The sequence below is a fragment of the Sulfitobacter sp. IGS-18 genome (assembly GCF_059628195.1).
The window spans coordinates 1,327,079-1,346,883 of record NZ_CM184556.1 but is presented as its reverse complement, the minus strand read 5'-3'; the positions used below and the strand labels follow the sequence as shown (position 1 = coordinate 1,346,883).

The window sequence follows — 19,805 nt, the reverse complement described above, 5'->3', positions numbered from 1 at the left end:
CACGGCCGGAAAGCCGGGTTATTTGGCGGGTTCGGTCTTGGAAACCACGGTGGCGATGGTGGATTGCACCACCCGCACCTTGACGCCGTCTGCGATCTCGACCTCGATCTCGCCGTCTTCCTTGACCTTGACGACCTTGCCGATCAGCCCGCCCTGGGTGACCACCTGGTCGCCCCGGCGCAGGCCAGCGACCATCGCCTGATGTTCCTTGGCCTTTTTCTGCTGCGGACGGATCAACAGGAAATACATGATCCCGAAGATCAGGATGAGCGGCACGAATTGCTGGATACCTTGCATGGAAATGGTCCTTCTGGGTGGGGCCGGCCGACCCCAAAGAGCGCGACCGCGAATTTTGCCGGAACCTAAGCGCGGTGAGGTCCATGTGCAAGGTGGAAAGGGCAATGAATGGGTGGACAGATGGGCGCAGGGCGGGTGATCCTGCGGAAGGTGGTTAGGGGGTGATCTCTTGGACAGGAAAGAAATCAGCGTGCGGGCGTGGTTCGGCCTCGCTGAGAAGTTCGATTGGCACAAAGCTCGCGCAATCGGGCCGCTGATAACGGTCGCCGGGACCCTGATTGTCGGCGGGTTGTTCATCCTCGCGATTGCAGCCGCGTTCAAGCTGCTGGGCACGGCTGTCTTTGGCGAAGTGCCACAGGACGGTTTCGCAAAATTTGGTCTGACCGGCATCATCGTGGCGATGATCGGTGCGCCATTTGTGGTCTGGCGGTCCGTGGTCGCCCAAAGACAGGTCGGTTTGGTTGATCAGGCGTTAACCAATGACAAGATGAACAATGCTGTTGCCGATCTGCACGCGCAGCGACAGGTGACGAAATGGAGCGATGAAGGTATCGCCAGCAACGGCTGGGAAGACGACATAATTCGGCGAAGCGGTGCAATTGACAGGTTGGAGGGGCTTGTTGGAGCCGATGCATCGCTAGCAATTCGAGTAACAACTCTTCTATGCGCATATGTGCAAGAGCTTTCAGCTACAGACGCTCCTCCTGAGGAAATTCCGAACAATCTTGTCTGGAGCACGAGAGATCTATTCGTAGTCAGTGAAGAAGAGTTCAAGCAGTCCTTCGATGAGCAAAAGACACGTGAAGACTGGCTCAATAGTCTGACGACAAAACGGACCGATATTGAAAGAGCAGTGCAAACAGTAGGAAAATTATCGACACTAAAAAGCAATCTAGCTTCAAAAATCTCCATGAATCTTCGAAAGACGAACCTTCAAAACTTTGAACTTAACCGCCTGAATTTTGAAGGCGCTGATTTTCGCAATGCTCATCTCCAGAAGGCTAAGCTTTGGCAAGCGAAATTGCGCGATGCAAACTTTTCGGAAGCAAACATGCAAGGTGTGCAACTCAATGTAGCACAACTTCAAGGCGCAAGGTTCTATAGAGCAAAATTGCAATGCGCGTTTTTGAATGGGGCACAACTGATAAATGCAGACCTTCAGAACGCTCAACTCGAAGGAGCAAACTTGACAAGCGCTAATCTGGAGAGAGCGAACTGCATGGGTTCTAATCTTCGTGGAAGTGCCCTCATAGGCGTGGACCTGCGCAAGACGAACTTGAATGGCTGTCAGTTGCAATGGGCAGCGCTATGGGAATGCAAATGCGAACAAACAAACCTGAGCGAAACAATTCTGCATGGAGCAGAGCTATGGAAAACAGAGATTTATCGTTCCGACCTTTGGGGAGCTAAACTCCAAGGAGCTAAACTTCGAGAAGTTAAGATAGATGATTTGACCAGATTGGATGAGGCCAATTTCAGAGGAGCATGCTTTCAAAACATGAGTCTTGCGAACTCGCCACAGATTGAACCTCACCTTAACGAGACATTTGCTGACGCCAGCGTCATATTACCCGACGGTATCGCTGCCCCTGCACAGTGGGCAAAAGATAGGTTAAGCCATCAAGATTTCGTAACCGCATGGCGCGACTTTCAGCGTTCCATCGGTCAGGACCCCGCCGATCCCAAATAGCCTACCGTTCCGGCGCGATCTGCGCCATAAGGCGGCGCAACGACTCAAATTGCCCAAGGACGCATCCCATGCACGACATCCGCGCCATCCGTGAGAACCCCGCTGCCCTTGACGCCGCCCTGGCCCGGCGCGGCGATGCGCCGGTCTCGGCCGCTGTTCTGGTACTGGACGCGGCACGGCGGGGCAAGATTTCCGCTGCCGAAGCGGCGCAGGCGGAGCAGAATGCCGCCTCCAAACTGGTCGGTGCTGCCAAGGCCAAGGGTGATGAGGCGGAATTCGAGCGCCTGCGCGCCCTGGTGGGCGAAAAGAAAGCCGAAGTGGCCACCATGCAGGCCGAGGCCAAGGAGTTGGACGCGCAGTTGACCGACATGCTGGCGCGCATTCCCAACACCCCTGCGGATGACGTGCCGGACGGGGCGGATGAGGGCGACAACATCGAGGTGAACCGCTGGGGCGAGATCCCCGCCTTCGGCTTTGCGCCGAAAGAGCATTACGACATCGCGGGTGTCGCAGCCTCGATGGATTTCGAGACGGCGGCGAAGATTTCCGGCAGCCGTTTCGTGCTGCTGTCGGGGGCGGTGGCGCGCATTCACCGGGCGCTGGCGCAGTTCATGATCAACACCCATGTGGAGGAAAACGGCCTCACGGAGGTGAACCCGCCGGTGCTGGTCAAGGACGATGCCATGTATGGCACCGACAAGCTGCCGAAGTTTGGGGATGACAGCTATCGCACCGAGGAAGGCATGTGGCTGGTGCCCACCTCCGAAGTGCCGCTGACCTATATCGTGGCCGACACGGTTGTCGAGGAAAGCTATCTGCCGCGCCGCTATACCGCGCATACGCTGTGCTTCCGGTCAGAGGCGGGCAGTGCCGGGCGCGACACGGCGGGCATGTTGCGCCAGCACCAGTTCGAGAAGGTGGAGATGGTCAGCATCACCCACCCCGACGAAAGCGACGCGGAGCAAAAGCGGATGTTGCGCTGTGCGGAGGGCATACTGGAGGCGTTGGGCATCCCCTATCGCACCGTGATCCTGTGCACCGGCGACATGGGGTTCGGCGCGCGGCGCACCTATGACATCGAAGCCTGGGTGCCGGGGCAGAACACCTACCGCGAGATTTCCTCCGTCTCCACCACCGGGGATTTCCAGGCGCGGCGGATGAATGCGCGGTTCAAGCCGCGCGATGGCGGCAAGCCGCAGTTCCTGCACACGCTGAACGGCTCCGGTCTGGCCGTGGGGCGCTGCCTGATCGCGGTGCTGGAGAATGGCCAGCAGGAAGACGGATCGGTCGTGCTGCCCGAGGTGCTGGCGCCCTATCTGGGGGGCAAGACCCTGCTGTCGGCCGAGGGCGCGCTGGTCTGACGCCAGCCCGCCGCGCGGGGCGCCAGTGCGCCCTGCGTTGCCTTGACGCGCATCACGGCTATCTTTGGGAAAACCTCGTAACCTGAAGGCCCCCTGATGTCCCCTGCCCTGCGCCCCGCGATCGCTCTCCTTTGCTTCCTGCTGGCCGTGGCATTTGCCGTCTCGCCCTTTCTGGTGGATGGATTTGCCGGGTTCGCCCCGGATCAGTTCCCGGTCCGCCAGGACAATCCGCCGGTGCAGCCTGCCGGCTATGCCTTTGCGATCTGGAGCGTGATTTACGGCTGGCTGATTCTGGGCCTCGGCTGGGGCTTGGTCCGTGCCCCGCGTGACGGGCAGTGGCATGACATGCGCCTGCCGCTTTGTATCTCGCTGGCGGTGGGCAGCACATGGCTGGCGGTGGCCTTGGCCAGCCCGGTCTGGGCAACGGTGCTGATCTGGGTGATGCTGATCGCGGCGCTTGCGGCGCTGTTCATGGCACCGGTGGCCGATACCCCCTGGGCTGCGCTGCCGGTCGGGCTTTATGCCGGGTGGCTGTCTGCCGCTGCCTGCGTGTCACTGGGGCTGCTCTCGGCCGGCTATGGCTGGCTGGATCAGCAGACGGCGGCGCTGGTTTTTGTGGGGATCGCGATTTTCATCGGCTGTTTCGTGCAATCGGCACTGCGCCGCGCACCGACCTATGGGATGGCGGTGATCTGGGCGCTGGTGGCTGTGGCTGTGGCAAACCGGGACGCGGTGCAGGTCGTGGCCTGGCTGGCCGCAGGTGGCGTGGTGGTGCTGCTGGTGCCGACCCTCGCGGCGATGCGCAGGCGCTGAGACGTGATCCGGAGTTTTTGAAAACTCCGGCCCGATTTTTTTGAAAAAATCGCCCGCTGGCTCGATCCTTGAGGTGGTCTTCGCGGCTTTGCGCAGGCGGACAGGCCCAGCGCGGAGTTTTTGAAAACTCCGGCCCGATTTTTTTGAAAAAATCGTTTCCCCGCTCAGTCCTTGCGACGGCCTTCGGTGTGTTTGCGCAGTTTGGACGGCTTGGCCTTCTTGCGGCCCTTGTAGGGGTTCGCGTCATTCTGGCCGCGCATCCAAAGGCGGATGGGTGTGCCGGGCATGTCAAAGTCGATCCGCAAGCCATTGACGAGATAGCGGTTATAGCTGTCCGGCACCTTGTCGGGATGGCTGCACATGACCACGAAACCGGGGGGCCGTGTCTTGGCCTGGGTCATGTAGCGCAGTTTGATCCGCTTGCCCTGTGGCGCGGGGGGCGGATGCGCCTCCATCATGCCCGAGAGCCAGCGGTTCAGCTGCGCGGTGGTCACACGGCGGTTCCAGACCTCATAGGCGCGCATGATGGCGTCATGCAGCCGGTCGAGGCCCCTGCCCGTCTTGGCGCTGACCGTGATCAGCGGCGCGCCGCGCAGCTGTGGCAGAAGCCGCTCGAAGGATTCCTTCAGCGCCTTCAGCTTGGCCTGGCGGTCTTCCTCTATGTCCCATTTGTTCACGGCGACAACCACCGCGCGGCCCTCGCGCTCGGCCAGGTCGGCGATGCGCAGGTCCTGCTGTTCAAAGGGGATTTCGGCGTCCAGCAGCACCACGACAACCTCGGCGAATTTCACCGCGCGCAGCCCGTCGGAGACGCTGAGTTTCTCCAGTTTTTCCTGCACCTTGGCCTTCTTGCGCATGCCTGCGGTGTCAAAGATGCGCATTGGCACGCCATTCCAGTCGGTGCGCAGGGAAATCGCATCGCGGGTGATCCCGGCCTCGGGGCCGGTCAGCAGCCGGTCCTCGCCCAGAATCTGGTTGATCAGGGTGGATTTTCCCGCGTTGGGCCGACCGACGACAGCAACCTGCAACGGCTTGGCATTGGTCGGTTCCGGCACGGCATCGGTGATCTCGCCATCGTCTTCGGGCAGGTCCACATCCGTTTCGGGCGCATCGGTCTCGGCCTTGTCGGCATGGGCGTCGGCCAGCGGCATCAGCACGGAATAAAGGTCATTCAGACCCTCGCCATGTTCCGCGGACAGGCGGATCGGTTCGCCCAGGCCCAGCGAATAGGCTTCGATCACGCCGGCATCGGCCGCCTTGCCCTCAGCCTTGTTGGCGGCCAGGATCACATGGGCGGAACGTTTGCGCAGGATCTCGGCAAAGACGAGGTCCGTGGGCGTCACGCCGACGCGGGCGTCGATCATGAAGAGGCAGATGTCGGCCATGTCGACCGCGCGTTCCGTCAGGCGGCGCATCCGGCCCTGCAGGCTGTCGTCGGTGACTTCTTCCAGACCGGCGGTGTCGATCACCGTGAATTTCAGGTCGGCCAGGCGCGCGGCGCCCTCGCGCAGGTCGCGGGTCACGCCGGGCTGGTCGTCAACCAGTGCGAGGCGTTTGCCGACAAGGCGGTTGAACAGCGTGGATTTGCCGACATTGGGACGGCCAACGATGGCAAGGGTAAAGGACATGGTTCACAAGGCTCCGACAGGGCCGATGCGGCCCCTGAACCTCGCGCTTTAGACCATTAGCGGTAGGCGTGCAATTGCCCCTTGGTGGAGACCACATAGAGGGTGCCGCCGGCCACCACAGGTGCAGTGGTTGCGCCGCCGGGGATTTCGACCGTGCCGGTCAGGCTGCCATTGGTGGGATCAAAGCTGCGCAGCAGCCCGTCGTTGGATGCGATGATCACGCGGCCGCCTGCCACGATGGGGCCGTGGTGCGCCACCACTTCGGACTGGCGCCGCGGCTTGTCCTTGACGAAATTCGGCAGCGGAATGCCCCAGATGCGGCTGCCGTCGCCGGCATCCAGCCTGACAAGTTCGTTCAACTCGGTGATCGCAAAGATGGAATCGCCGATCGGCCAGACCGGGCCGATGGCGCCGTCGCGCGCGGTCCACAGACGCTGGCCGCTTTCGACGTTCAGCGCGGCAAGCCTGCCGGACTGGTTGCCGACATAGACGCTGCTGCCCGACACGACCGGCCCGGAGGTCACATCGGAGACGGAAGACAGGGCGCGCCCGGGGCGTTTGCCCACAACGGAAGCGTCCCAGCGCGGCAGGCCGCCGCGGCGGAAGACACCCTGCACCTCACCGGTGCCATAGGCAAAGATCACAAATTTGTCCGTCACCGCCGGTGCCGGTGCGCCCAGCACATTGTTGACGCTGCTGCTGCCGCCGACCTGCCATTCGATCCGGCCTGTGCCCTTGTCCAGCGCCCAGCCGGTGTCATCGCCCGAAGTGACATAGACCAGATCGCCATAGACGGTCGGGGTGCCCGAGCCTGAGGCCTCAAGCTTCTGGGTCCAGCGTTCGCCGCCGGTTGTCACGTCGAGTGCCGCCAGCACCCCGTAGCCGATGGAGACATAAAGCGTCTGGCCATCCACGGCCAGACCGCCGCCGGTGCCCTGCCCGGCCCGGTCGGTGACCGGTGTCAGATCGCGGGTCCACAGGGTTTCACCGCTGGTCGAGACAGCGGTGACCCGCGCGTCGGCGTCCAGGGTGAAGATACGCCCGCCCGCAACCACCGGATCGGCGGTAATGCGCTGCTTGCGGCTGTCACCGGCGCCGATGTCCACGGACCAGATCGGCTGCACGGTGGCGCGCAGCGCGGGATGGGTGGTGCGGTACTGGGGCGTGCCGATGCCATGGGACCAGGAGGCATTGTTCGAGGTGCCGCCCAGCGCAATCGCGCGGCTGGTGTTCGGCCCCTTCTCTTCGCCCTCAAGCGGGGCGGCGAGTTCCGGGTCCTGCAGGATGGAGCGCACGGGCTCGCGTTTGCCCGGCAGATAGACCTGTTCCTCGGCGCAGGCGGTCAGAAGCAGCAGCGCTGTCAGCGCCCCGCCCACCATCCGGGCCCTGCCGTGGTTCTGCTTTTGCGTCATGGTCCTGCCCATTCTCGTACCCTCACCCCAAACCGTTTGTCCGGTTCTGATCAGTTTCCGACCGCTTGCCCGGTGAGTGCGTCACCGGCTGCAATCGCGTTCTCGTCAAGCTCAGGTTCTCCACCCAGCGCCACAATCACCTGTAGGGCGCGCTGTTGCAAGTCCGAGGTGGTTTCCGCATCCTGCAAAATGGCCTGGTAGCGGGCAATTGCCGCCTCCGGCTGATCCTGCGCGATGTCCAGCAACGCCAGTTGTTCACCGGCCAGCAGCCGCAGCGGGTTGCCGGGCTGGGCCATCGCCTCCAGCGCCTGGCGGCGGTCTTCCACAGCCATGTCGGTATCCGGCAGGGTCATTGCCTTGAAACTGGCCAGCTGGCGGTAAATTTCCGGCACATCGCCGTCCACGGCAAGGCTTTCCAGGGTCTGGGCAGCGGCGGCGGTCTCACCGGCTTCGACCTGTTCGGCGGCGGTCAGCAACCGCAATACCGCCCCGGCCTCGGCCGATTGCGGGTCAATCCCGGCCAGTTGCTCTGCCCGGGCGGCCACGTCATTGGTCGCGAGCGCTGCCAGCATCGCGTCGCCCAGCGCCTCGGCCTGCGCCCTGCTCTGCGCTTTGGTGTATTCATTCCAAGCCGCACCCCCCACGATCAGCACAACGGCCAAAGCGGCGATCCAGCCATAGCGGCGGAACAGGTGGTACAGCCGGTCACGGCGGACCTCTTCGTTGACTTCGTCGATAAAGCTGTCTGTGTCGCTCATCAGGGCTGCCTCTGGTCCTTGGTTTTTCACCTCTTAACCCGCAGGAGGGAGCAAGCCAAGGGCTAGCAACCTGCTAGCAACCTGCACCAAATCGTGCATTTCGACAGATTCCCGCGAGAAATCCGCAAAAAATCCCTCAACTAAACTAGGCAGTTCACTTTTAAAGTATTACATAGCCGAAAACGCGGCTGGCCGAGGGCTTGGCCAGCCGCCCCAAGCATGAGGCCGCGCGATGCGTATTTTCTCTATCCTTGCAGCCATTGCCGTGACTGCCATCCTCGCCATGTCGATCCTTGCACGCCCGCAGCTTATGGCCATGTTGGGCGCCGCAGATGCGGCGGATGCGCCGGTCGAAGCAGCACAGGCCGGGGCGGCGCCCGAGACGCCCGCTGCCGCGCCACAGCCGGAAACCCGGCGGGTCAAGGTCAGTGTAAGGCGATTCGAGGCGCAGCAGGTCGACAGCGCGGTCATTCTTCGTGGCCAGACTGAGGCCGCGCGCGAGGTCGATGTCCGCGCCGAGACTTCGGCGGTTGTCTCCTCCGCCCCGCTGCGCAAGGGAACCAAAGTGTCGCAGGGCGATCCGATGTGCGTGCTGGACGCAGGCACCCGCGGGGCCGCCCTGCAGGAAGCCCGGGCAAGGCTGAGCGAAGCCCGGAGCCGGGTGCCGGAGGCGCAGGCGCGGGTCGAGGAAGCCCAGGCCAAGCTGGAAGAAGCCAAGATCAACCAGAATGCCGCCTCGCGGCTGAGCGAGGACGGCTTTGCCTCGCAGACGCGGGTCGCCTCTTCGGATGCTTCGGTCGCCACGGCGCGGGCTGCGGTCAGCTCCGCCACCTCCGGGCTCAGCGCGGCGCAATCGGGCATCGAGGCTGCAACAGCCGCCGTGGCCAGTGCGGAAAAGGAAATCGAACGGCTGACCATGACCGCGCCCTTTGACGGGCTGCTGGAAAGCGACACCGCCGAACTGGGCAGCCTGCTGCAGCCCGGTGGCCTTTGCGCGACAATCATCCAGCTGAACCCGATCAAGCTGGTCGGCTTTGTGCCCGAAACCGAGGTAAACCGCGTCAGCCTGGGCGCACAGGCCGGTGCGCGGCTGGCGGCGGGCGGCGATGACCTCGTGGGTAAGGTGATTTTCCTGTCGCGTTCCGCCGATCCGCAGACCCGCACCTTCCGGGTCGAGATCGAAGTGCCGAACCCCGACCTGACGATCCGGGACGGGCAGACCGCCGAGATCGCCATTGCCGCGGCCGGCGTGCAGGCCCATCTGATACCGCAAAGCGCGATGACCCTGAACGATGACGGGGCCCTGGGCGTGCGCATGGTGGACGAAACCGACACTGTCTCCTTTGCCCCGGTCAACATCATGCGTGACACTGCCAGCGGTGTCTGGGTCACCGGCCTGCCCGACCCCGCCAATGTGATCGTGGTTGGTCAGGAATATGTGACCGCCGGTGTCCAGGTCGATCCGACCTATCAGGAGGTCACGCAATGAGCGAGATCGTCGATTGGGCCGCCAGCCGTGCGCGGATGGTTCTGGCCTTTATCCTTCTGAGCCTGGTGGTCGGCGGCTATGCCTATTCCACCCTGCCCAAGGAAGGCGAGCCGGACATCGAGATTCCGGCGCTTTTCGTTTCGGTCCAGTTTCCGGGGATTTCCGCCGCTGACAGCGAAACCCTGCTGGTCAAGCCGATGGAAACGGAACTGGCCGACCTGGACGGGCTGAAGACCATGACCGGCACGGCGGCGGAAAACTACGCCGGCGTCGCGCTGGAGTTCGAATTCGGCTGGGACAAGACCAAGATCATGGCCGATGTCCGTGACGCCATGGGCAACGCCCAGGCCGATTTCCCCGAAGGGGCGGAAACCTATTCGATCAACGAGATCAACTTTTCCGAATTCCCGATCATCATCGTGAACCTGACCGGCCCGGTGCCCGAGCGCACGATGGCGCGGGTGGCCCGCGATCTTCAGGACGATCTTGAAGGGCTGGATGCGGTGCTGGAAGCGGGGATTGCAGGCAACCGCGACGAGATGCTGGAAGTGCTGATCGACCCGCTGCGGCTGGAGGCCTACAACGTCACGGCGAACGAATTGATCAGCGTGGTCCAGAACAACAACCAGCTGATTGCCGCGGGCGAGGTCGAGACCGACCAGGGCACCTTCTCGGTCAAGATCCCGTCGTCCTTTGACGACCCGTCCGATGTCTACAACCTGCCGGTCAAGACCAATGGCGACCGGGTGGTCACCCTGGGGGACCTGGCCGAGATCAACCTCACCTTCGAGGACCGCAAGGGTACGGCTCGGTTCAACGATGAAAAGACGCTGGCGCTGCAGGTGGTCAAGCGCAAGGGTTTCAACCTGATCGACACCGCGGCCCAGGTGAAGGAGATCGTCGCCGAACGCGCTGCCGCCTGGCCCGACGGGCTGCAGGCGGCCGTCACCGTCGGCACCTCCAACGACCAGAGCCGCGTCGTGGACAGCATGGTGCAGCAGCTGCTCGGCTCGGTCTTTACCGCCGTGGCGCTGGTGATGATCGTGGTGCTGGCCGCACTTGGCATCCGCGCCGCCCTGCTGGTGGGCTTTGCGATCCCGACCTCTTTCCTTCTGTGCTTCGCCTTCCTCGCGCTGATGGGCATTTCGGTGTCCAATATCGTGATGTTCGGCCTGATCCTGGCGGTGGGGATGCTGGTGGACGGGGCCATCGTGGTGGTCGAATATGCCGACAAGCGCCAGCAGGAGGGCGAAGGCCCGATGCGCGCCTATGTCGAAGCGGCCAAGCGGATGTTCTGGCCGGTGATATCCTCTACCGCGACAACGCTTTGCGCCTTCCTGCCGATGCTGTTCTGGCCCGGTGTGCCGGGCGAGTTCATGGGCATGTTGCCGGTCACGCTGATCTTTGTGCTGTCGGCCTCGCTGGTGGTGGCGCTGATCTATCTGCCGGTGATGGGCGGTGTGACCGGGCGGCTGGAAAACTGGATGGCGCGTCAGATGAACGCGGTGGCGGCGCTGCCGCTGTGGCTGCACCTGCTGCTGTTCGTCGGCGCGGCGCTGCTTTTCGTGCCCGCTGTCCTGCTGATGGGCCCGACCCAGCCCAATGCCCCCGGCCTGCTGTTCCAGTGGATCGGCGCGCAATTCGGCGGCATGGATGCGCTGTCGGTGTTCTCGGTGGTCAGCACCTTTGCCATCGTGTTTGCGATCATCGTGATCGCGGCTGCGGTTGGCGCGCTGGCGCTGGGGGGGCTGATGCTGGGGCTGGTCTGCCTCTTTGCGCTGATGACCCGTCTGGGCCGTGCGGGCCGCTGGCTGGTCGCACGCATGTTCCGCCGCGAGCCCGACCGCATCCATGCAGGCTATCGCCGGAACGGGTTCGGCTATGTCATGGCCTTCATCGCGGGCAACCCGGTGATGCCGCTGGCCGTGGCGGGCGCGGTGTTCATCTTTGTCGGCACTGTGCTGATCTATTTCACCAACAACTCCAGGGGGGTCGAGTTCTTTGTCGAATCCGAACCCGAGCAGGCGATTGTCTATGTGCTGGCGCGAGGCAACCTGTCGCTGGAGGAAAAGGACCAGCTGCTGCATCAGGCCGAAGAGATCGTGCTGGCTCATCCCGGCGTTGATACGGTCTTTGCCTTTGCCGGCGAAGGCGGGTTGAACAGCAACACCGGCGGGGCGCAGACCCCCAAGGACAGCATCGGGCAGGTCCAGTTCGAGACGATCCCCTGGGAGGATCGTCCGCAGATGGTCGAACCCTGGTTCACTGTACCGCTGCTGGGCACCACGGTGACCCGCCATACCCAGGACCCGGCCTATGATGGCGATGTCATCATCGACGACCTGACCGCGCAGCTTGAGCAGATCCCCGGCATCCGGATCGAGATCCTGGCGCAGGCGCGCGGCCCGGCCTCGGGCAAGCCGGTACATCTGCGGCTGAAATCCGACAGCTACACCGACCTGGTCAAGGCCACCGAACAGGTCCGCGCGCAATATGAGAAAACGCCCGGCCTGACCCTGATCGAAGACACCCGCCCCCTGCCCGGCATCGACTGGCAGATCGACGTGGATGTCGAAAAGGCCGGGCGCTACGGCGCGGATGTGGTTTCTGTCGGGGCGATGGTTCAGCTTGTCACCCGGGGCCTGCTGCTGGACACGATGCGGGTCGATACCTCGGACGAGGAGATCGAGATCCGCGTGCGCCTGCCCGAGCAGGACCGGGTGCTGTCCACCCTCGACACGCTCAAGGTGCGCACCGCCGACGGGCTGATCCCGCTGTCGAACTTCATCACCCGCACGCCGGTCCCGAAACTGGCCGAGATCAACCGGATCGACCAGAAACGGTATCTGGACGTCAAGGCCGATGTGGCACCGGGGCTGATGAAAGTGGTGCGTGGCGATGCCGCCACCGGCGAGACCATTGCGACTTTGCGCCCTGCCCACGCAGGGGCGGCGGCGGAGGTGACCCTGCCGGGGGGTGCCGCCTATACCGTGATCGACCGTGCGGAGGCCGGCAAGGGTGCCGACCTGCAGGCCGAGCTGGACAGTGGCGCATTCCGGCTGGTGCCGGTCAATGCAAACGAGCGGATCGCGGAACTGACCAAATGGCTGGACACCAAGCCGCTGGACCTCGGCGTGACCACCGAATGGACCGGCGACCAGGAGGACCAGGCCGAAAGCCAGGCCTTCCTGTCCTCGGCCTTTACCGCCGCCCTGGGGCTGATGTTCATCATCCTGCTGGCGCAGTTCAACAGCTTTTACAACGCGGTGCTGGTTCTGGTGGCGGTGGTGCTCTCCACCACCGGCGTGCTGATCGGGATGCTGGTCATGGACCAGACCTTCAGCATCATCATGACCGGGACGGGGATCGTGGCTCTGGCCGGGATCGTAGTGAACAACAACATCATCCTGATCGACACCTACCAGGAATACGAGCGCTACATGCCCCGGATCGAGGCGATCATCTGCACCGCGCAGGCGCGGATCCGGCCGGTGCTGCTGACCACGATCACGACAATGGCGGGTCTTGCGCCGATGATGTTCGGGCTCAGCCTCGATTTTGCCGCCGGCGGCTATACCATCGACAGCCCCACCGCGCTGTGGTGGAAGCAGCTGGCCACGGCGGTGGTCTTCGGGCTTGGCATCGCGACGGTGCTGACGCTGATGGTGACGCCCTCGCTGCTGGCGATCCGGGTCTGGGCCACAACCTATGTGCGCTGGGTGGCGCGCCTGCTGGCGCGGATGTCGCTGGGGCGGGCAAGCCAGGCGGCGCGGGACTGGGCGCTGGCCCGCGATGCACGCCGCATGAAGCCGCAGGAGATCATCTGGGATGATGTACCTGCGCCGGTGCCGGTGATGTCGCCACGCCTGTCTGCCGCCGAATAGGCGGCTGGCAGGCCGACCGGGAAGCGCGCAATGTGATGTGAGGCGCAAGCCGACCCGTCGCCTTCGGCTTGTTCCGGGCCCGGGTGTCAGTCATCATCGACGGCAGAAATCTCCGCGTCAAAGGTCCCGTCCTGATCGCTGTCGCAAGACATGCGACAGGTCTTTCGGGCACTAGGTCGTGTTGACATTCATTGTCGCCCACCCGCGCGAGACGGATTTTTCCGCCCTGCCGCCCTATGCCGCGTCTTCGGATTGCTGGCGCTGCCAGAGCTGCGCATAACGCCCGCCGCGCGCCAGCAGGTCGTCGTGGCGGCCCTGTTCGACGATTTCGCCCTTTTCCAGCACCACGATGCGATCCGCTTCGGCGATTGTGGAGAGGCGGTGCGCAATGGTGAGCACGGTCCGCCCCTGCCCTGCACGGCGCAGCGCATCCTGAATTTCCTGCTCCGTTTCGGTGTCGAGCGCGCTTGTCGCCTCGTCCAGCAGCAGGATCGGCGGATCCTTGAGCAGGGTCCGCGCGATGCCGACACGCTGCTTTTCACCGCCTGAGAGCTTCAAGCCCCTTTCGCCCACCGCCGTCTCATAGCCCAGCGGCAGGGACTGGATGAAATCATGTATCTGGGCATCGCGGGCGGCGGCCTCGATCTCCTCGCGGGTGGCACCCTCGCGCCCGTAGGCGATGTTGTAGAGGATCGTGTCGTTGAAGAGCACCGTGTCCTGCGGCACCACGCCGATGGCGCGGTGCAGGCTGTTCTGGGTCACGTCGCGCAGATCCTGCCCGTCAATGCGCAGCGCGCCGCCCTGCACGTCGTAGAAGCGGAACAAGAGCCTGCCGATGGTGGATTTGCCCGAACCGGTGGAGCCGACAATGGCCACGGTTTCGCCGGGCTGTGCCTCAAGGCTGATGCCCCGCAGAATCTGCCGGTCCGGATCATAGCCGAAACGCACGTCATCCAGGGTGACGCGCCCGCCGGTGACCGTCAGTTCTGTGGCGCCAGGCTTGTCGGTGATCTCGGCCGGTTGTTCCAGCAGGCCGAACATCTGCCCCATGTCCACCAGCGCCTGGCGGATTTCGCGGTAGACCGTGCCGAGGAAGTTCAGCGGTACGGTGATCTGGATCATATAGGCGTTGACCATCACGAAATCGCCCACCGTCAGCGTGCCCTTCTGCACGCCGATGGCCGCCATGACCATCACCGCGACAAGGCCCGCCGTGATCAGCAGGGATTGTCCGAAGTTCAGGAAAGCCAGCGAATAATTGGTCTTGATCGCCGCCTGTTCATAGCCCGCCATTGCGCTGTCATAGCGGGCGGCCTCGCGGCCTTCCGCGCCGAAATATTTCACTGTCTCATAGTTCAGCAGGCTGTCGATGGCCTTTTGATTGGCGTCGGTATCCTGATCGTTCATCTCGCGGCGCAGCTTCACGCGCCATTCGGTCACCGCAAAGGTGAACCAGACATAAAGTGCGATCGTCACCGCCACGACCAAGGTGTACCAGAAGTCGAAAAGCACCGTCAGGATCACCGCGATCAGCAGCAGTTCAAGGATCAGTGGCCCGATGGAGAACAGCAGGAAACGCAGCAGGAAATCGACGCCCTTGACCCCGCGTTCGATGATCCGGCTGAGACCCCCGGTCTTGCGGGTGATGTGATAGCGCATGGAGAGCTTGTGGATATGCTCGAAAGTTTCCAGCGCCAGCATGCGCAGGGCGCGTTGTCCGACACGGGCAAAGACCGCATCGCGCAACTGCTGGAAGCCCACATTCATCAGCCGGGCCATGCCATAGGCGATGGTCAGCGACACCGCCCCAAGCGCCAGTATCGGGGTGCCTTCGCCTGCCAGCGCATCCACCGCGTCCTTGTAGAACAGCGGCGTTGCCACCGAGATCAGCTTGGACACCACCAGGGCGACCATCGCCCAGACGACCCGGTGTTTGACCCAGGGCATGTCGCGCGGCCAGAGATAGGGCGCGACCTTGCGCAGCACGCGCATGGCGGACTGGCGTTCGGCCTGGTCTGCAAGTTGTTCGTCTGTGAGGAGTTCGGGGGGCGTATCGCTCCGCTTGGCAGAGGGGCTGGCGGTATCTGACGGCATGAAGGTTCCTATCGGCTGGAAACCCTACATAAGACGGGACAGCGGCGGTTGCCACCGCAACCGGGATATTCGGAATATCCGGCGCATCTTTTTCCGAAAGCGTGGCGTCCCGCCGTCAGTCGGGCAGGTCGAACACCTGGCCGGGATAGATCAGATCAGGGTCTCTGATCGCGTCGGAATTCGCCTCGAACACCCGGACGTAAAGCAACCCGTCGCCATATCTTTCGCGCGCGATGGCCCAGAGGGTCGCGCCCTTTTGCACCGTGATCGCCTTGATCGGGCCGTCCTGCCCGGCACCGGCGGCTTCCAGGGTGGCCACGGATTCGCGTTTGAACGGGGTTTCGACCCGGCTGGAGACCTTGCCTTCGGGGGTCACCTCGTCCACCCGCAGGGTATAGACACCGGCATCCACATCCGGCAGATCGCCGCGCCAACGGCCGTTTTCGTCGACCGGCAGGCTGATCACCGATTTATTGTCCAGATAGACACGCACCACCCTGGTGTCGGGCCGCGCACGTCCGGACAATTGCACCTGTCCGGCGTCGGAATAGCTGATGGTGTCCAGCGCGACCGATTGCAGGGCATCCGGGCGCGGGGCATTCAGCAGTTCCACCCCCTCCTCCGTCGCCTTGAGCAGCGCGACATCTTGCTCCGGCTCTGGCGTGTTTGTGGCTTCGGATGTTGCGGCGGCAGTCACCGGCTCTGATGCGGCTGGCGCTTGCACCGGTTCGGCATCGGCCGTCTCGACCGGCGCGTCGTCCTCCGCCGCCGGTTGCGCATCGGGTGCGGGCTCACTCTGCACCGCTGCGGTTTCGGGCGCAGATTGGGGGGCGGTGGTTTGTTCCGGGCGCGCGGCTTGCGCCACGGCTTCATCTGCGGGCAGCGGATCAGCGGTTTCTCCTGGCACCTCCGGTCCGGGCGCATCAGCCCGGGCTGCGGGTGTCTGTTCTGCAATGGGTTCGGCATCAGATGCCGCAATATCGGCGGCTTGCGCGACCTCTGCCGCGGGCGGGGTGGTCGGTGCCAGGATGATGCGGTCGCGGGAAGTGCTGATCTGTCCCCCCGGCGCGGTCTGGGACAGGCTGAGCACATGGCCCTTGCCGTCCGGCGGGATGATCGCAAGCGTCGCGAATTTGCCACTGCCATCCGCCGTGGCGCTGGCGATGGCTGCGCCGTCTTGCAGGATGTCGATCCGGGCACCGGGCGCGGCACGGCCGGCAATGACCGTCATGCCGTCACCTTCCCGGCGGACCTCATCAAAGGCCAGATCAAAGGCCAGAGCGGGTTCGGGCTCGGCAGATGCCATCTGGCTGGCGTCCTCCTGCGCAGGCTGATCCTGTGTGGCGGCGTTGTCCACCGCCTCACCCTCTGCCTGATCCCCCGCTGCACTGGCTTGCGCCGGTTCAGCCGGTTCAGCGGTATCTGCTGCGGCGGGTGCATTGGCCGTTTCGGCCTGCGGTATCTCGGGGACAAGTGCCACGGGCGCGGAGTTTGGCGGATATTCGGAACCGCGCAGCTGGAACCAGCTTGCCACCCCGATCACAACAGCGCCAATGGCCACAATCGTCAGAACACCTGACCGGCCGCCAAGCGCCGCCATTGACTTGCTCATGCAATCCATCCTTCCCCAAGGTTGAGCCTTTCTATCAGGCGCGATAACAGGGGTCAAAATCCCACTGCGGATGATTTTGAATTTCCATGCAAGAGGTGCCGAGATGACGCATACCCCTGGACCGAACTCTGTCTGTGTCTACTGCGGCTCCCGCCCCGGCACCGATCCGGCCTATGTGAAAGACGCAGAGACCCTGGGCAAAGGCCTGGCAGAAGCGGGCCTGCGGCTGGTCTATGGCGCGGGGGATGTGGGGCTGATGGGCAGTGTCGCACGGGCGGCACAGGCGGCGGGAGGAGAAACCTTTGGCGTGATCCCGCAGCATCTGGTGGCCTGGGAGGTCGGCAAGACCGATCTGACGACCTATGTGGTGACAGAGACCATGCACGAGCGCAAAAAGGTGATGTTCATGAACTGCGATGCGGTGGTGGTCCTGCCGGGCGGTGCGGGGTCATTGGACGAATTGTTCGAGGTTCTGACCTGGCGGCAGCTTGGCCTGCATGAAAAGCCCGTTTTCATCGTGAATACAAATGGGTACTGGGAGCCTTTGATGCAGCTGGTGAAACATGTGATCGATCAGGGCTTTGCCGATGCCAGCTTGCTGGACTATCTGACACCTGTGTCGGATGCCGCAGAGACGCTCGCCGGGCTCAAGGCGCATTTCGGCTGAAGCGCACCTTGATGCAACGCTTCAGCCATTGCGTTCAAACCTCTGATTACGCGGCGATTTCCCTCGCGACCAGAGTTTCGATCTGATCAACGGGGTGGTTCGTGAGGGTTTTCGGAACCTCCGCGACAACCCGGTCCGCGACTTCCTTGTGGATCTCGCGCCGCAGCTCGCCCAGGGTGTGCGGCGGTGCGACCAGCACGATCCGGTCAAACGCCCCCTGGTGCGCTTTTCTGTACAGGATTTCGGCCAGTTCCCCGGCGAAACGATCCTTTGCCAGCTGGTGCCAGTCGGTGTCCTGCACGGCGGAGCGGTGGACGCTGGGGCCGTCGTTGAACCGCCCGCGCCGGTTTGCGGCCTGTTCGCGGTTGGGCGGATTGTCTTGCGCCTCTTCCCGGAACACCTCCAGGAACGGGTCTTCGCCGTCGGTCTGATTGACCAGGAACAGCGCCTTTTCACCATCAGCGATCAGCACCCATGTGCCGTTTGTCAGCTTGGTCATGCGGTCTCTCCATGGTTGCGTTTGTCCTGTCCGGTGACGCGGGTGGTCCCTTCCGGATTTTCAGTTGCGCGTTTCTTTTCGTCCTGCGTGGCGACATCACGTTCGAGATTGCCGCCGGAGCGGCCCTGCTGGCCGATTTCGGTGGTTTCGCCGATGATCTTGTCGCTGTCTTTGCTGCCGTCTTTGGATCTGTGTCGCTCTGCCATATGGTGCCTCCTGTCTTTTGAGTGGTTAAGGATCAAACGCAGGAGGACGCCACGGGGTTCCGACATGAAAACACCCCGCAGGCTGACCTGCGGGGTGTATCTGTCTGATCTCATTCGCAAAGCGTGCCTCAGAGACGAGAGGCGACGTTTTCCCAGTTCACCCAGCCTGCCGCATCGCGGCGAGCGTCGGTGACTGGGAGAGCGCCGTTTGCCTCAGAGACGAGAGGCGACGTTTTCCCAGTTCACCCAGCCTGCCGCATCGCGGCGGGCGTCGGTGACTGGGAGAGCGCCGTTTGCCTCAGAGACGAGAGGCGACGTTTTCCCAGTTCACCCAGCCTGCCGCATCGCGGCGGGCGTCGGTGACTGGGAGAGCGCCTTTTGCCTCAGAGACGAGAGGCGACGTTTTCCCAGTTCACCCAGCCTGCCGCATCGCGGCGGGCGTCGGTGACTGGGAGAGCGCCTTTTGCCTCAGAGACGAGAGGCGACGTTTTCCCAGTTCACCCAGCCTGCCGCATCGCGGCGGGCGTCGGTGACTGGGAGAGCGCCTTTTGCCTCAGAGACGAGAGGCGACGTTTTCCCAGTTCACCCAGCCTGCCGCATCGCGGCGGGCGTCGGTGACTGGGAGAGCGCCTTTTGCCTCAGAGACGAGAGGCGACGTTTTCCCAGTTCACCCAGCCTGCCGCATCGCGGCGGGCGTCGGTGACTGGGAGAGCAACTCTTCGGTTAGAGACGGGAAGCGACGTTTTCCCAGTTCACAAGGTTGTCCAGGAAGTTGGACAGATAGTCGGGACGCGCGTTGCGGAAGTCGATGTAGTAGGAATGTTCCCACACGTCACAGCCCAGCAGGGCCGTCTGGCCGAAGCAGACCGGGTTCACGCCGTTTTCCGTCTTGGTGACCTTGAGGCCGCCATCGGTGTCCTTGACCAGCCATGCCCAGCCGGAGCCGAACTGACCGGCGCCTGCGGCCTTGAACTCGTCCTTGAACTTGTCGACGGAACCAAAGCTCTCGTTGATGGCCTTTTCCAGCTCACCCGGCATGGCGGTGCTGTCGGGGCCCATCATTTCCCAGAACTGGTTGTGGTTCCACAACTGGCTGATGTTGTTGAAAATTCCGTTCTGCGCCACGGCAGAGGCATCGTAGGTGCCCTTGATGATCTCCTCAAGGGACTTGCCTTCCCACTCGGTGCCCTCAATCGCCTTGTTGCCGTTGGTGACATAGGCGTTGTGGTGCTTGTCGTGGTGAAACTCCAGCGTTTCCGCGCTCATGCCCTTGGCGGCAAGCGCATCGTGGGCATAGGGAAGGTCGGGAAGAGAAAAAGCCATCTTTGGGCCTCCTTGTTATTCAGAATTCCTGCCCCACAACAAAGCGCGTCAGGCGGGAAGGTCAAGGGGCCA

The 19,805-nt window shown here is 63.2% G+C and carries 15 protein-coding genes; 6 read left to right on the top strand and 9 right to left on the bottom strand.

Annotation, left to right across the window (positions count from 1 at the left end):
* Window positions 1-18 precede the first annotated feature (18 nt).
* Window positions 19-297, bottom strand: coding sequence for a preprotein translocase subunit YajC (gene yajC / locus ACWNZ3_RS06460; protein ID WP_067289430.1), 279 nt, complete (start codon window positions 295-297; stop codon window positions 19-21).
* A 169-nt stretch (window positions 298-466) separates the two neighbouring features.
* Between yajC and ACWNZ3_RS06455 the strand changes: the two genes are divergently transcribed.
* From ACWNZ3_RS06455 to ACWNZ3_RS06445, 3 genes are all read left to right on the top strand, one after another.
* Entirely contained in the window at window positions 467-1,987 is a 1,521-nt protein-coding gene (locus ACWNZ3_RS06455; RefSeq protein ID WP_496901585.1) for a pentapeptide repeat-containing protein, read from the top strand.
* A gap of 68 nt (window positions 1,988-2,055) precedes the next feature.
* Window positions 2,056-3,348, top strand: a complete 1,293-nt coding sequence (serS, locus tag ACWNZ3_RS06450; RefSeq protein ID WP_496901584.1) for a serine--tRNA ligase — start codon at window positions 2,056-2,058, stop codon at window positions 3,346-3,348.
* A 96-nt stretch (window positions 3,349-3,444) separates the two neighbouring features.
* Window positions 3,445-4,161 carry a TspO-related membrane protein gene (locus tag ACWNZ3_RS06445; RefSeq protein WP_496901583.1) on the top strand — a complete coding sequence of 239 codons (717 nt, stop codon included), beginning with the start codon at window positions 3,445-3,447 and terminating at the stop codon, window positions 4,159-4,161.
* 164 nt (window positions 4,162-4,325) lie between these two features.
* On the opposite strand, the gene der is transcribed toward ACWNZ3_RS06445, so the two are convergent.
* From der to ACWNZ3_RS06430, 3 genes are read right to left on the bottom strand one after another with little or no spacing between them, the layout of a single operon-like run.
* Entirely contained in the window at window positions 4,326-5,789 is a 1,464-nt protein-coding gene (der, locus tag ACWNZ3_RS06440) for a ribosome biogenesis GTPase Der (RefSeq protein ID WP_114273110.1), read from the bottom strand.
* 56 nt (window positions 5,790-5,845) lie between these two features.
* Complete coding sequence (locus ACWNZ3_RS06435; protein WP_496901582.1) at window positions 5,846-7,213, bottom strand: PQQ-like beta-propeller repeat protein; 1,368 nt, start codon at window positions 7,211-7,213, stop codon at window positions 5,846-5,848.
* 38 nt (window positions 7,214-7,251) lie between these two features.
* Window positions 7,252-7,959, bottom strand: coding sequence for a hypothetical protein (locus tag ACWNZ3_RS06430; protein ID WP_496901581.1), 708 nt, complete (start codon window positions 7,957-7,959; stop codon window positions 7,252-7,254).
* 232 nt (window positions 7,960-8,191) lie between these two features.
* On the opposite strand from ACWNZ3_RS06430, the gene ACWNZ3_RS06425 reads away from it, so the two are divergent.
* Both ACWNZ3_RS06425 and ACWNZ3_RS06420 read left to right on the top strand, forming a co-directional pair.
* Window positions 8,192-9,448, top strand: coding sequence for an efflux RND transporter periplasmic adaptor subunit (locus tag ACWNZ3_RS06425; RefSeq protein ID WP_269364989.1), 1,257 nt, complete (start codon window positions 8,192-8,194; stop codon window positions 9,446-9,448).
* Window positions 9,445-13,332 (top strand): efflux RND transporter permease subunit, encoded by a 3,888-nt coding sequence (locus ACWNZ3_RS06420; RefSeq protein WP_496901580.1) that lies wholly within the window; start codon window positions 9,445-9,447, stop codon window positions 13,330-13,332. The genes ACWNZ3_RS06425 and ACWNZ3_RS06420 overlap by 4 nt, the downstream gene beginning before the upstream one ends.
* 234 nt (window positions 13,333-13,566) lie before the next feature.
* Here ACWNZ3_RS06420 and ACWNZ3_RS06415 read toward each other — a convergent pair whose 3' ends face one another.
* Entirely contained in the window at window positions 13,567-15,426 is a 1,860-nt protein-coding gene (locus ACWNZ3_RS06415) for an ABCB family ABC transporter ATP-binding protein/permease (protein ID WP_496901579.1), read from the bottom strand.
* Between the two features lie 115 nt (window positions 15,427-15,541).
* On the bottom strand, window positions 15,542-17,038 hold the full coding sequence (locus ACWNZ3_RS06410; RefSeq protein WP_496901578.1) for a LysM peptidoglycan-binding domain-containing protein: 1,497 nt from the start codon (window positions 17,036-17,038) through the stop codon (window positions 15,542-15,544).
* Between the two features lie 103 nt (window positions 17,039-17,141).
* On the opposite strand from ACWNZ3_RS06410, the gene ACWNZ3_RS06405 reads away from it, so the two are divergent.
* Window positions 17,142-17,705, top strand: a complete 564-nt coding sequence (locus tag ACWNZ3_RS06405; protein WP_496901577.1) for an LOG family protein — start codon at window positions 17,142-17,144, stop codon at window positions 17,703-17,705.
* A gap of 46 nt (window positions 17,706-17,751) precedes the next feature.
* Here ACWNZ3_RS06405 and ACWNZ3_RS06400 read toward each other — a convergent pair whose 3' ends face one another.
* From ACWNZ3_RS06400 to ACWNZ3_RS06390, 3 genes are all read right to left on the bottom strand, one after another.
* Window positions 17,752-18,204 (bottom strand): host attachment family protein, encoded by a 453-nt coding sequence (locus ACWNZ3_RS06400; RefSeq protein ID WP_269364999.1) that lies wholly within the window; start codon window positions 18,202-18,204, stop codon window positions 17,752-17,754.
* Window positions 18,201-18,410, bottom strand: coding sequence for a hypothetical protein (locus ACWNZ3_RS06395; RefSeq protein WP_269365001.1), 210 nt, complete (start codon window positions 18,408-18,410; stop codon window positions 18,201-18,203). The genes ACWNZ3_RS06400 and ACWNZ3_RS06395 overlap by 4 nt, the downstream gene beginning before the upstream one ends.
* A gap of 723 nt (window positions 18,411-19,133) precedes the next feature.
* Window positions 19,134-19,733: a superoxide dismutase gene (locus ACWNZ3_RS06390; RefSeq protein WP_114273101.1), complete on the bottom strand. Its 600-nt coding sequence runs from the start codon at window positions 19,731-19,733 to the stop codon at window positions 19,134-19,136.
* Window positions 19,734-19,805 lie beyond the last annotated feature (72 nt).

Bases quoted from the DNA above. Each gene is read 5' to 3' on its own strand.
- yajC (WP_067289430.1), bottom strand. From the start codon at position 297: ATGCAAGGTATCCAGCAATTCGTGCCGCTCATCCTGATCTTCGGGATC.
- serS (WP_496901584.1), top strand. From the start codon at position 2,056: ATGCACGACATCCGCGCCATCCGTGAGAACCCCGCTGCCCTTGACGCC.
- ACWNZ3_RS06445 (WP_496901583.1), top strand. From the start codon at position 3,445: ATGTCCCCTGCCCTGCGCCCCGCGATCGCTCTCCTTTGCTTCCTGCTG.
- der (WP_114273110.1), bottom strand. From the start codon at position 5,789: ATGTCCTTTACCCTTGCCATCGTTGGCCGTCCCAATGTCGGCAAATCC.
- ACWNZ3_RS06435 (WP_496901582.1), bottom strand. From the start codon at position 7,213: ATGGGCAGGACCATGACGCAAAAGCAGAACCACGGCAGGGCCCGGATG.
- ACWNZ3_RS06430 (WP_496901581.1), bottom strand. From the start codon at position 7,959: ATGAGCGACACAGACAGCTTTATCGACGAAGTCAACGAAGAGGTCCGC.
- ACWNZ3_RS06425 (WP_269364989.1), top strand. From the start codon at position 8,192: ATGCGTATTTTCTCTATCCTTGCAGCCATTGCCGTGACTGCCATCCTC.
- ACWNZ3_RS06420 (WP_496901580.1), top strand. From the start codon at position 9,445: ATGAGCGAGATCGTCGATTGGGCCGCCAGCCGTGCGCGGATGGTTCTG.
- ACWNZ3_RS06415 (WP_496901579.1), bottom strand. From the start codon at position 15,426: ATGCCGTCAGATACCGCCAGCCCCTCTGCCAAGCGGAGCGATACGCCC.
- ACWNZ3_RS06410 (WP_496901578.1), bottom strand. From the start codon at position 17,038: ATGAGCAAGTCAATGGCGGCGCTTGGCGGCCGGTCAGGTGTTCTGACG.
- ACWNZ3_RS06405 (WP_496901577.1), top strand. From the start codon at position 17,142: ATGACGCATACCCCTGGACCGAACTCTGTCTGTGTCTACTGCGGCTCC.
- ACWNZ3_RS06400 (WP_269364999.1), bottom strand. From the start codon at position 18,204: ATGACCAAGCTGACAAACGGCACATGGGTGCTGATCGCTGATGGTGAA.
- ACWNZ3_RS06395 (WP_269365001.1), bottom strand. From the start codon at position 18,410: ATGGCAGAGCGACACAGATCCAAAGACGGCAGCAAAGACAGCGACAAG.
- ACWNZ3_RS06390 (WP_114273101.1), bottom strand. From the start codon at position 19,733: ATGGCTTTTTCTCTTCCCGACCTTCCCTATGCCCACGATGCGCTTGCC.